This is a genomic window from Pseudoalteromonas sp. McH1-42 (assembly GCF_022347845.1).
Classification (GTDB): Bacteria; Pseudomonadota; Gammaproteobacteria; order Enterobacterales; family Alteromonadaceae; genus Pseudoalteromonas; species Pseudoalteromonas rubra_D.
This window is the reverse complement of sequence record NZ_JAKRFU010000032.1, coordinates 55,891-67,430: the sequence shown is the minus strand read 5'-3', so window position 1 is coordinate 67,430 and position 11,540 is coordinate 55,891. Positions and strand designations below refer to the sequence as shown.

The following is an 11,540-nucleotide window of genomic DNA, read 5'->3' as shown; positions in this document are numbered from 1 at the left end:
GTGGTGCAAAGTCAAGCTTTAGCTTGGTCTTTGCGCAAGGTGAAATGAGCCATTTTGACTACTGCTGAGTAAGTTTAGCCGGAAGCCCTTCACATGGAGGTGTGCCCACTCGTGCCAGAGATTAAGTATCTCTTTTTTGCGAATTGTGGTGCAAAGTCAAGCTTTAGCTTGGTCTTTGCGCAAGGTGAAATGAGCCATTTTAGAGATCCATGCGCTGGTCACTTTGGTAATATGAAATTGATTGATGGTGAGTACTTACGTTGACTGGCCGTTGTGCAAAAGAGCAAGAATCTTAATCCAGGCCATTGCAAAAAAAAGCAGGCTTAATTAAACCGCGGTGCTCTGTAGTGCGTATTGCTCAGCGATATAACTAGAGAAAATATCGTGGGAAAAACAATGCAATTAAGTAGCCATGACCTATCCCGAGTCATCGAGATGGCCTGGGAGGATAGAACACCGTTCGAAGCTATCGAAGACCAGTTTGGGTTGAGTGAATCAGCCGTTATCCGGCTGATGCGCCATAATCTAAAGCCATCCAGTTTTAGGTTATGGCGTCAACGAGTCAGTGCCAGGGTGACTAAACATAGCAAGCTACGCCCGGCTTCTGTGTCTCGGGGGTATTGCCCCACACAATATAAACATCGATGAGTGTATGGTTGTTAAACTATCGACTTCACGCCGTCTGATCCGGCCTGCGTTGAGACTTTGTCTTACGCCAGAAAATCCATGCAATGAGTGAGGTTGGTAACAAGGCTGATAATACCAACAACCAATCAGGCATCTCTGGAGTGGGTTTTTCTTGTTGGCTAAATTGTGCATCGAAACTCAGGTTGAGAGGGGTGTTTGTTCGATAAATGTGTTTCTCACCATGTCGAGTACCGAATTCGACGCGCTTGATAGAAATGTCGGTATTGGTCGCGTTTGTCGGGGCTGAGAAGTAAAGCCGCGCCAATCGCCCGTCTCCTGACGCGCTTTCAGCTGGGGCCACCTGGCTGACGATATATTGTACTTCTCTAGATTTGGGGGTTGCCTGGTTGCGCAAAGTATACAAGCGCTTTGTATCCAGGAAGTTGCCATGCTCAAGTTGTGCCCCTGCGATTTTTGGGTTCTGGTCAATGAGCGTTAGTGTCTGTGGATCATAGCTGACCGATAGCTGCACGCCATATACCTCTGGTAGGTCTTTGACCATCACATCGACATAGAACTCGCTGGTTGTCTTGATTTGTGTGTTAGAGGTTTCAAGAAATACCTTACCTTCAGTTGCCATGGTGGCAACACTCAGCAGCAATGAGGTGCTTAACATCAAACTCTTTATCATTTTTTTGTCCCAATAAGCATCAAAGACCATAGCATTGCTATGGCCTTTTTAATTAAGAGTATTACCAGCTTTGCGGCCCTTGTTTGCCAAAGTTGGCACCCATTAAGGTTAAGTCCTGGATATTGATTTCATTGTCTCCATTGAAATCTGCATCAGAAACGTAGCCGTTGTTGTCTGACTTTTTAGTACGATAAGCACCCAGTAGCTGCGTCAAGTCAGCAATATCAATGAGGTTATCACCGTTGCTGTCTCCGCCGACGAGCTCAATCTGTCCAAAGTCGATGTCTTCCTGACCCGCTGAGAAGTTGAGTTGCTTCTCGGCACTCAGGTATCCGGGTGCCTCAAGTGACAGTGTTACGTTGCCCAGTGGTGAGCGCACCGAGAAACTACCATCTGGATTAATGGTGACGAGCTGACCATTGATGCGAAGCACAACATTGCTGTAGTCACCTGTGACGCCAAGGTTTGCAACGTTTCCAGTTAGGGTCACTGATTCTTTGATGATCAAAGAGTAAGTGGTTTCATTGTTCAGTAAATAGTTAGACTCTTGGTCAGTCATTTTAGCGTTGACAACCAGGTCAATCACACCGGCTTGCTCTGCAAGTAACTGGATAGAGGCAAACTGGCCTTCACCTGTTTTCGCTGTGGCGGGGGCCATTAAAGCCAATGCACCATCCCAAAGCTTGTCACTGATCCCCATGGGCACCGACAGGCGTTCATCAGACGGTAAAAACTCGCCATATTCACCGCCGGTGATGCGGGCCATATCGAACATCGCACTGACACGGACTGACGCATCAATACCATAGATATCGCTGCCTGATACAGTGAGTGGCAGGGTAATTGTATCCCCCTCAAGGACTGTGGTTTGCGGTAATTCGAGTGTCAGTGCAGTTGCAGGCCCACCATTTAGTGTCATGTGCTGGCCGAATACGTCCATGCTAGTAAATACATTTTCATCTGACCAGTGGATAATATAGTCATTATCAGATAGTGCGGTTACCTGATTTTGTACACCAGCATAGTGCAAACTCGATATTGTCACTTTGTCACCGGTTGCGGTGTCATTGGCGTTATACGCTCGGGTATATAGATAAGAGGGGCTGGCAATATCGTCTTCTCCCTGCCAGGACAGCACATAGCGGCCATCGCTCAGAGCAGCTACTGAAGGGATGGTGAACAGGTTAACTGTCGATTGATCTACCATAGTTTGTTGTCCAGCTGGCGTACCATCAGCATTCATACGTTTGACCATAATGTCTGTGCTGTCAGCTGTTAAGCTTACCCAGGTCACGACAACGCTACCATCTGGCAGCGTATCGATTGCTGCGGTTTGCTGCTGGCCGTCGCTATTGTCATTGACCAGGGTTTCATCAGTGAGTGGTGTGCCATCAGCAGCGAATGTACGAATAAACACACCGTGGTCATCACCTATTCCTCGACCATGCCAGGAGGCCATAAATTTGCCATCGCTTAATGCGGTTAGCGACACAAGTTTTTGCTCATAATCAACGGTATTGGAGACAATAAATGCGTCACTGGCAGGTGTCCCATTGGCAAGAAAGCGTTGTGCATAGATGTCGCTATTGGCTGCGATCGGATTGGCATGGGCCCAGGCCACAACAAATTCGCCGTTGCTAAGTGTGGTTACTGTCGGACTGCCAAGTAAGTCCATCTGGACAGATTTAATCACTAATTCGTCGATTCTTGGGGTGCCGTCCGCATCAAAGGTGCGGATAACTAAATCAGTTGAATTGTCTTTATAACGCGCCCAAGCCGTTGCATAGCCGCCGTCATTGAGCGGGCTGATAGCAGCAGAGTTGTGGCGATGCGATGGTGAGTAGCTCAAATAAGTCTCTGTGCCAGCCAGTGTGCCATCTGCATTAAAGCGTTGAGCGAACACCGGATCCTGTCCAAACATTGGGTCTTTGCCGGTCCAAATCGTGACATAACTGCCGTCTTTCAGTACGGCGGTCTCATTGAAGCGTTGTGTTTGGTCCTTCCAATTATTGACAACAAATGGGTCACCAACTTGTACAGGTGCTTGCGCGTTACTGAGTAACGGCAGGCCAAGCAAGCCAAGCATGACAGCATTGCGGGCAAACTTTTTGATTGATGATGACGGGTGAGTTGTATTTGAGCGGGTATTTAAAAGTGTCATAGTACTATTTCCTTACATTATAGTTTGGTCTCTTTTTAGAGCCTAGTTTGTATGCACGCTGCAAGGATAAATGATCATAATTATAATGAAAAGAAAGGATTACAATTTTAGCGAGGTAAAAGTTAGTGATGAATATATTCATTAAATAGCGTGTGTTAAATGTTCTGAATGCGTAAGCTAACTAGGTATTTAGTATTAACTTAACAAATGCTCTGAATATCGATGAGTTTCTGGTGTTGCTAACGTGTCAGCGTAACGGCAGAATGACTTCGTCCAGGCCGACACGAACTGAAAAGCTTGATGGATTAGCCTCGCTTTGGGTATATGTCTAAAAGTAGCGTGCCTCTATACCTAAAGCGGGCTGCGAGATTAAATCAAGATGAAACTCGATACCAGGTCATCTTAAGTTGTTGGCTGAGCTATAGTCTCTAAGCGGCTTCTGCGAAACAGGGTTGACGTCAATGCTAGCAGTAAAAAGCATGCAGCTAATCCCAGTCCCCAGGCTTTGAGCGCAATGCCGGGTTTGGCCTGGATTTGGTAGTTGGTATCAAAACTCAGGTTCAAAGCTGCATGAGGTGTGTACGCGTATTTTTCTCCACTTCGCGTACCAAACTCAGCAACCTGAATGGATAGCTCGGTATCCGTGGCGTCCGCGGGTCCACTAAAATACAGCCGGGCAAGGCGCCCACTACCCGCAGCGCTTTTTGTTGGTGCAACCTGGCTAACGATATACTGTATTGTTCCTTGTCGTGTATTCGCTTGATTTCGCAATACATACAGACCGTTAGCGTTAAGAAAATTACCGTGCTCTAGCTGAGCCCCCTTGGTTTTTGTGTCCTGATCTACCAAGGTGATGGATTTGGCGTCGTAGTTCAGGGTTAATTGCACGCCGTAGACATCAGGCAGATCTGCCACCATCACATCGACATAAAATTCGCTGCCGGTTTTAATTTGTGGGTTAGCGGTCTGTAGATAAATACGCCCTGGCTCTGCAAGCGCACTGATGCTCATTAGCAACGTGGCAATATACATTATATATTTCATGCTTTTACTCCCTATAAATAAGTAAATGAGGCTGCAACGCAGCAGCCTCTTAGGTAGTGTTACCAGCTTTGTGGTCCTTGTTTGCCAAAGTTGGCACCCAGCAGGGTTAAATCCTGCAGGTTAATTGCGCCGTCGCGATTAAAGTCAGCCGCCATCACATAGCCATTGTGTTGGCCATCCACTGAGCGATAGGCACCCAATAACTGGGTCAGGTCAGCAATGTCGATGACGTTATCGCCATTGCTGTCACCACCAGCTAATGGGAGCTGGCCGAAGTCAATGTCAGCCTGACCCGCTGTCAGCGTGATCTGTTTCTCGGCCGTAAGGTGGCCCGGTGCACTCAGAGACATCGTGACCTCGCCCAGGCCGACGCGCACGGAGAAACTGCCATCCGGGTTAATGGTGACGCGCTGTCCGTTGATAGTGAGGGTGACGTAAATAAAGTCACCAGCAATGCCTAAGTCGGCAACATTGCCAGTTAAAGTCACAGACTCTTCGATGGACAATGTATAGTCGGTATTGCTCTGGTTCAGGTAGTTGCCTTGCTGGTCGGTCATTTGTGCTTGCAAGGTGAGGTTCACCGTACCGGCTTGCTCGGCAATCAGAGTGACAGTGGCAAAGTCACCTTCGCCGGATTTGGTGGTGGCCGGGGCCATCAGCGCCAGTGCACCATCCCACTGATTGTCGCTGATACCCATGGGCACGGATAGACGCTCATCGGAGGGTAAAAACTCGCCATAATCCCCGCCCGAGACGCGGGCTTTGATGGTGTCGCTGAGACTGACGATGGCATCGAGGCCGTAGATATTATCGCCCTGTACCTTGATTGGCAGGTGCACGGTATCGCCTTCTAATATTGTGCCAGTCGGCATCCCCAGCTCCAGCGACTGTGCTACTGATCCGGCATATTGATATTGCTGAGTGAAGATATCAAAGTTACTCGTCTCGACAGATGCCTGTGTCCAACCTATTAAAACCTTCTCAGCATTGAGAGATTCAACAAAGGAAGCGCTGGTGGCCGTACTGTTACTGGCAAAGACTTGAAATTCCTCACCTTCCCGTTCGTTTTGTGCGTTGAACATCTGGGCATAAATAACACCGTTGCTGTTTGGGGTGTCGCTAAACCAGCTTATGAGGTAGTTTCCATTCTCAAGTCCCGTAACAGAGGGGGCCGTTTGTACCGCTGATGGATTAATAGAGGACGGTTTTTTAACTATCGGGCTGGTATTTACAACAAATGCCTCTGTTATAGTTTCAGTACTGGGATTGTATCTTTTTGCGTATATGTGGCCGTCTTCTTGCAATTCTTGCCAACTGATGAGAACGTCACTATTGCTCAAAGTTTCAGTGCTATAGTTGATAGAAGAAAGTCCTTCAGCGAAGGTGAGCATTGCGCCATCGGTTTCTCCGGACTGATTGTAGCGTTGACCGTGAATGTTGTAGCGGTTTCCGCTGCTGCTTAACCAGGTAACAACAAAGCCTGTATCAAGCTCGGTAATTTTTACTTTGCTCGCCCTCGTATAGTTCGGAAGTGGTACCCTGATAAAGCTTCCCTGGCTGCGGTTGTCTGCGTCGTAGAGCTTCACATAGACATCTGAATCTGAACCAAGGATCAAAGCAACGACCATGCCACCATTCGTCAGTGCCGCCAACTCGGACTTGGTCTTGTAGAGCGTTTTATCTGATACAACTTCGAATTCTGAGCTGACTGGCTGACTTTGTGCGTTAAATCGTTTTACCAGGGATTTTAAACGGGTATAGCCCTGAAGATCGTCATAACTATGTTGCCATGAGATGGCATATCCCCCGTCTTCCAAACTAACTATACCCGGGAGTTCATTGGCGGAGGCAAGAGAGTTCACAATAAAGCGCTCACCTTTGGGTGTACCATCCATATGGTAGTGTCTTGCAAATATTCTGCTGTACTCACCGTTGGAAGTAGAGCCTACCCAGGTCACAATATAACTGTCATCTTTTAGCTGCGTCGCAGCAGCTCCTTTTGAGTAACTACTGCTGGTTGAGTTGAGTTGCATGGGGTCACTGGCTTGAGTGGTAGTTTGGGCTAAGGCTGTTAATGGCAGGCAGAGTGCAGCGACTAGCAGCATTGAGGGAGACTTGGTAAGAGGCAGGCTGACCTGCTGTTTAATACGTTTAGCGAGCGAGGTTAAATGAGTGTGCATTTTTTTGTCCTTAATTATTTGAAATTGTTGAGGATCCTTCAACACTTTGTTTGCGCGGGCTTATCTTAGAGGCACGATGACAAAAAGGGTATAGGGTATTTACCTTATTAAGGTACCTAAATTGGCAGAATAGATCAGAAGCAAATGCCTTCTTTCAGCGCGAAGCGCACTAACTGGGCTGCTTTATTGAACCCAAGCTTTTTCATAACCCGGGTACGATGTGCATCCACCGTTTTAGCCGAAATACACAGGGCTTCGCCAATCTCTTTATTGGTCTGTCCTTGAGCAATGTGGCGGATTATTTCTTTTTCTCTGAATGTGATCTCAAAATCAGATTTGTTGGTGCGGTAATGATGAAGCTGTTTTTTATTGGCGGGGCTGATGTAACCCTTACCAAGATATACGGCCTGCATGGCATCAACCAAAGTGGCAAAGGTATCGTTTTTGAGCAAGTAACCCGATGCCCCTGCCTCAAGGGCATGATCGATGACTTTGATATCTTTATGCTCGGTAAGGAAGATCACCCGTGTTTTCAGTTCATGTGCCTGTATGCGGTGACAGATACTCAGCCCGCTTATGTTGCCTATGGTGATATCCAAAATGGCAATATCAGGTTCATGTAAGCGGATCAGAGCCCATGCCTGTTCGCCTGAATCGGTATCGGCAATGATGGTGCCAATTTGCGCTTTTTGAAAAAGAGCAAGCAATCCCTGCCTGACAATATGGTGATCGTCGGCAACAATGATTTTCATACACATCCATGTTTTAACTTTATGATAGATAAGGGAATCAAAAGTTTTTTAGGCCAATTGTAACACACCGAGCAATATTCCCTTTTACTTTTTCATGTGTTTATATACAGTGTTTGTGGATGATATAAGGAAAAACAATGAAATATACGGGAAGCTGCCACTGTAAAGCAGTGCAATTTGAGTTTGAAAGCGAACAGATCACAGAGGCACTACAATGCAATTGCTCTGTGTGCATTAGAAAAAACGCCATTATGTCAAAGCAAAGCTTCACATCAGACGTGTTTTTACTGTTATCAGGTAAAGCACAGCTAAGTACTTACCATTGGGGAGATTGTGATGTGAATCATTATTTTTGCAAGGTGTGTGGGATTTACCCATTTCATGACACAACTTATGAACCGGGTACTTATCGAGTGAACTTAGGTTGTGTAGATGGACTGGAGCCGCGCTTGCTTTCGATTATTGAATTTGATGGCAAAAATCAGTTGTAATAAAAAGCCGCCCGATGGCGACTTTTTAAAAATGGGTGTTTGTAAACGTTTAGAAATCCATCTGCAGTGTTAATGACACCTGACGAGATTTACCAAGGTACATCTGGCCGTAGCTGGTGAACGGGTTACCCTGATTATCGGCATCTTTAAAGTAGGTGCTGATATAGTCTTTATCGAACAGGTTTCTCACATCCAGGCGCACGGTGTAGTTATCCCAGTTGTAGCCCAGCTGCGTATTCACTATCGTATGTTGATCATTGACTGGATCTGAATTAATCGCATACTTTTCTGCGGTCAGGGATGCGGCAGGATCCAGGTATGCGGTACTTGAATCAGTGTACTTGGCGTTGACATTCACATAGAAGCCATTATCAAAGGTGTAATTAGTCGCCAGATTTGCCGTGAGTTCAGGCGCATCTTCAAACGCACGCCCGGTCAGGTGGCCAAAATCCGTAAATTCAGATTTTGCCAGTCCCACACCTGCAGTCACAGACCAGTTGTTACTTGGGTAGTAGAAGACTTCGGTCTCAAACCCTTTCACTTCTGATTCTGCGGCATTGATGGTTTCTGTGTCATACGGTGATGAAGAGTAACGCTTGATGACCTGCTGATCTTGCCATTTCAGTAAGAAGGCATTGGCATTGACTACCAGCTTGCCATCCAGCCACACAGAGCGCAAAGACAGCTCATAGTTGTTGGTGTATTCAGGGTCGTAGCTGAAAATATTTGAGCGTGCGACGTTAAATCCTACCCCACCAGAGCGATAACCTTTTTGGTAGATGAAGCTGGTCGACATATCCTGGTTAAAGTGATAGGTGGCACCTAGTTTTGGCAACCACGCGCTGAAGTCTTCTTTGGTTGCAGGCTCTACACCAGAAGCGGCTTCTGCAAAGCCGTGCAGGTAGGCATTGATGCCAGTAATAACTGGTGCAATTTGTGCCGGAACCTGAGCTGGATCTGGCATTGGGTTATTGATTTTGTAGGCATTATTGGCACTATTAGTTTGCTCTTCAGTGTCATAGCGCAGCCCGGCTAGCAGGTCAATTTGCTCTGTAACAGACCAGGTCAGGTCGCCATAAATCGCGGCTGTTTTGATCTTCTGAGTCAGGCCATAATTGAGCTCAAGATTAATTGGGTCAATATCTGGGTAGAATGGGGCAACCGCTGCCGCTGTTTGTGCTGCCATTTCGGCAGGCAGGCCTTGTTGCATTAGCAGGCCTGTTACTGCTGTAACCAGATCGGGTGCTCTGACCGCTTGTTCCAGGGTCATCAAACGCTGACCTTGTGCTTTATCATCCACGTCGACTTGTGACGCATAAATACCAAATGCAGCCTGAATTGCATCCGATTCATAGGTTACTCTGAATTCCTGGCTGAAGGTTTCATCGACACGGTGGTCATAGTTATCTTTTACAAGCTGGGTAGGCTGCATATCGCCATCCCAGTTGTAGCGATAGTCAGACTCGTTATAGGTTGTGACTGAGTGTAGCGACGTTGTATCGTTGAGATCCCAGCTTACCTCCAGGTTATAAATGTCGGTTTTAGTTTCTTCCCAAATTGGTGAGTTGAAATCAACCTGACGGTCAAAAGGTGTGCCACCGAAGTCATACAGGGCGAACTGAGCACCAAAGCGGTTGTCATTGTTGGTATACGTGAACAAGACATCAACATCGTCGTTTGGCTCAAATAGTAGTTTGGCACGTAATGTTTCGCTGTTTTCAAAATTTGCCGTGTCACCCCGGGTGATGTTGTCTATGTCACCATCGGTTTGCTTGTCTTCGTAGCTTACTCTGAATGCCAGCATGTCTTCTACCAGACCCATGCCCCCGGCAAAGGCATACTCTTGCTGGCCATGTTGACCCACCGTTGCTTTTAGCTTTGCACTTGGTTCATAAGTTGGGTCTTGTGAGCGCATCATGATGGCACCCGCCAGCGCGTTGCGCCCTTGTAGGGTTGATTGTGGACCACGGAATACTTCAACCTGTGCCAGATCCCACACAGACAAACCGCCGCTTTTTACCATGCGAAACGGCAGTGGTGCACCATCCAGGTACATACTGGTCAAAAAGCTGTTACCCCCACCGGACACTGAGAATGAATCGACGCCACGGATACTGAAACCCTGGTTAAAGTCACCGGCGACATTTGGCATCATTGCAAATACATCATTGATATTCTGCAAGTTATTCTTTTCCATATCTTTGCTGGTAACAACCGCAACACTACTTGGGGTTTCCTGCAAAGTACGGTCAATCTTCTGACCTTGTACTACGATAACATCCAGTTCTTTTGCTTCGTCTGCAATGGCTGAAGTTGATGCCGTGGCGGCAGAGATCAGCGCCAATCCGACAGATTTAGCCAAAATATTCAGTTTCATACGTCACGCTTCCAGAGAGTAAGAGAGTTATAAATAATTTTTCCCGGGAATAATACTGGATTATTCTAAAAATACAAATGATATCCAATATCATTTGCGTATATGGACCCAAATAGGCTTTTTCTTTCTCTGGTTGATATGTAATCGATTGACGCGATGTCCCGATAAGATATAGGCTCAGTAAACACCCACGATAAGGAGCTTGTATGTTTCCTCTTGATGTTTTCCTGACCTACACCCTGGCATGCCTGCTATTAGTGATCTCACCGGGACCAGACAATTTATTGGCGATAGCGCGCGGTTTGAGTCAGGGGCGGCTGGCGGCCATTGTGTCCGGGCTATCGTCAGGTGCCGGGATCTTGTTTCATGTTCTGGCTGCAACCTTTGGCCTGACTTTGCTGATCCAAACCTCGGAGATAGCCTTTTATGCGGTCAAGCTGGTTGGCGCGGCTTACCTTATTTGGCTGGGTGTGAAGGTGCTCCGGACCCGCCAGTTGTTTTCGCTGCACGATGCGCCAGCTCAGCCATTGCTACGAATCTTCTCAACGGGTTTTTTATCTGCCGCACTAAACCCTAAGCCGGGTATTTTTGTGCTGGCGTTTGTGCCGCAGTTTGTGAACCCTGAATTGGGCTCAGTAACAACTCAGATGCTCGGCTACGGTGTCTGGTTCGCTTTGCTGACAGCGGCTGGGTTTGCACTGATGGGGATTTTTTCATCGCATTTATCGGTGTGGTTACAACAGAAACCTCGTTTTGTGTTGGGCCTGAACGTGGGAGCCGGTGCGACATTTATCGCCTCTGGTCTGGCTGTAGCCTTGATGAAACAAAAGCAGCCAGCTGGTGTTTAGAGTGTGCCCGTACTAATACCTGTCTTTGTTCGGGTATGCGGAGTTCAACCATTCAGGCGCTGCTGAGCCATTGCTCGGACTAATTAACAGTAATTTACAAAATCGGTCGCACCAGGCGCTACCGAATCTGAGAGGGGCAGCAAGAAGCTGCTAAGATAGACTTGGCCCAATATAATGCGCACTTTCCCTATAAGAGTTACTTTTCTAGTTAAATCATGCCTATAAATACCATTTTGTTGTATAGAACTAACCTTTAGGTTTCTTGCCTCGGGCTTTTATCGCGTTTTATTTGAGCGCCAACGCACACTTATTGCACCAATCAAGGAAGTAACATACGGTTAATAAGTTTCTCAAAGTGTTATGTTGTAA

At 47.0% G+C, this 11,540-nt stretch carries 9 protein-coding genes; 3 read left to right on the top strand and 6 right to left on the bottom strand.

The genetic code is table 11. The features are described 5' to 3' along the window. Window positions 1-396: 396 nt before the first annotated feature. Window positions 397-648, top strand: a complete 252-nt coding sequence (locus MHN31_RS22215; RefSeq protein WP_138538598.1) for a TIGR03643 family protein — start codon at window positions 397-399, stop codon at window positions 646-648. Window positions 649-673: 25 nt separating this feature from the next. On the opposite strand, the gene MHN31_RS22210 is transcribed toward MHN31_RS22215, so the two are convergent. The 5 genes from MHN31_RS22210 to MHN31_RS22190 form a co-directional block, all read right to left on the bottom strand. Then, entirely contained in the window at window positions 674-1,318 is a 645-nt protein-coding gene (locus MHN31_RS22210) for a cohesin domain-containing protein (protein ID WP_239445353.1), read from the bottom strand. 61 nt (window positions 1,319-1,379) lie between these two features. Then, a complete protein-coding gene (locus tag MHN31_RS22205; protein ID WP_239445352.1) occupies window positions 1,380-3,479 on the bottom strand; it encodes a hypothetical protein in 2,100 nt (699 codons plus the stop codon). 402 nt (window positions 3,480-3,881) lie between these two features. Continuing rightward, complete coding sequence (locus tag MHN31_RS22200) at window positions 3,882-4,523, bottom strand: cohesin domain-containing protein (protein ID WP_239445351.1); 642 nt, start codon at window positions 4,521-4,523, stop codon at window positions 3,882-3,884. A 59-nt stretch (window positions 4,524-4,582) separates the two neighbouring features. Then, window positions 4,583-6,703: a dockerin type I domain-containing protein gene (locus MHN31_RS22195; protein ID WP_239445350.1), complete on the bottom strand. Its 2,121-nt coding sequence runs from the start codon at window positions 6,701-6,703 to the stop codon at window positions 4,583-4,585. Window positions 6,704-6,837: 134 nt separating this feature from the next. Then, entirely contained in the window at window positions 6,838-7,455 is a 618-nt protein-coding gene (locus MHN31_RS22190; RefSeq protein WP_194867945.1) for a response regulator transcription factor, read from the bottom strand. A 137-nt stretch (window positions 7,456-7,592) separates the two neighbouring features. On the opposite strand from MHN31_RS22190, the gene MHN31_RS22185 reads away from it, so the two are divergent. Next, the gene (locus tag MHN31_RS22185) at window positions 7,593-7,946 is read left to right on the top strand and encodes a GFA family protein (protein WP_125562812.1); all 354 of its coding nucleotides are present in this window, start codon (window positions 7,593-7,595) and stop codon (window positions 7,944-7,946) included. A 49-nt stretch (window positions 7,947-7,995) separates the two neighbouring features. Here MHN31_RS22185 and MHN31_RS22180 read toward each other — a convergent pair whose 3' ends face one another. After that, entirely contained in the window at window positions 7,996-10,323 is a 2,328-nt protein-coding gene (locus MHN31_RS22180; protein ID WP_125562810.1) for a TonB-dependent receptor, read from the bottom strand. A 206-nt stretch (window positions 10,324-10,529) separates the two neighbouring features. On the opposite strand from MHN31_RS22180, the gene MHN31_RS22175 reads away from it, so the two are divergent. Further along, window positions 10,530-11,171, top strand: coding sequence for a LysE family translocator (locus MHN31_RS22175; protein WP_239445349.1), 642 nt, complete (start codon window positions 10,530-10,532; stop codon window positions 11,169-11,171). Window positions 11,172-11,540 lie beyond the last annotated feature (369 nt).

Excerpts from the sequence above, each read along its gene's own strand:
- MHN31_RS22210 (WP_239445353.1), bottom strand. The coding sequence starts at position 1,318 with ATGATAAAGAGTTTGATGTTAAGCACCTCATTGCTGCTGAGTGTTGCC.
- MHN31_RS22185 (WP_125562812.1), top strand. The coding sequence starts at position 7,593 with ATGAAATATACGGGAAGCTGCCACTGTAAAGCAGTGCAATTTGAGTTT.
- MHN31_RS22195 (WP_239445350.1), bottom strand. The coding sequence starts at position 6,703 with ATGCACACTCATTTAACCTCGCTCGCTAAACGTATTAAACAGCAGGTC.
- MHN31_RS22190 (WP_194867945.1), bottom strand. The coding sequence starts at position 7,455 with ATGAAAATCATTGTTGCCGACGATCACCATATTGTCAGGCAGGGATTG.
- MHN31_RS22175 (WP_239445349.1), top strand. The coding sequence starts at position 10,530 with ATGTTTCCTCTTGATGTTTTCCTGACCTACACCCTGGCATGCCTGCTA.
- MHN31_RS22215 (WP_138538598.1), top strand. The coding sequence starts at position 397 with ATGCAATTAAGTAGCCATGACCTATCCCGAGTCATCGAGATGGCCTGG.
- MHN31_RS22180 (WP_125562810.1), bottom strand. The coding sequence starts at position 10,323 with ATGAAACTGAATATTTTGGCTAAATCTGTCGGATTGGCGCTGATCTCT.
- MHN31_RS22200 (WP_239445351.1), bottom strand. The coding sequence starts at position 4,523 with ATGAAATATATAATGTATATTGCCACGTTGCTAATGAGCATCAGTGCG.
- MHN31_RS22205 (WP_239445352.1), bottom strand. The coding sequence starts at position 3,479 with ATGACACTTTTAAATACCCGCTCAAATACAACTCACCCGTCATCATCA.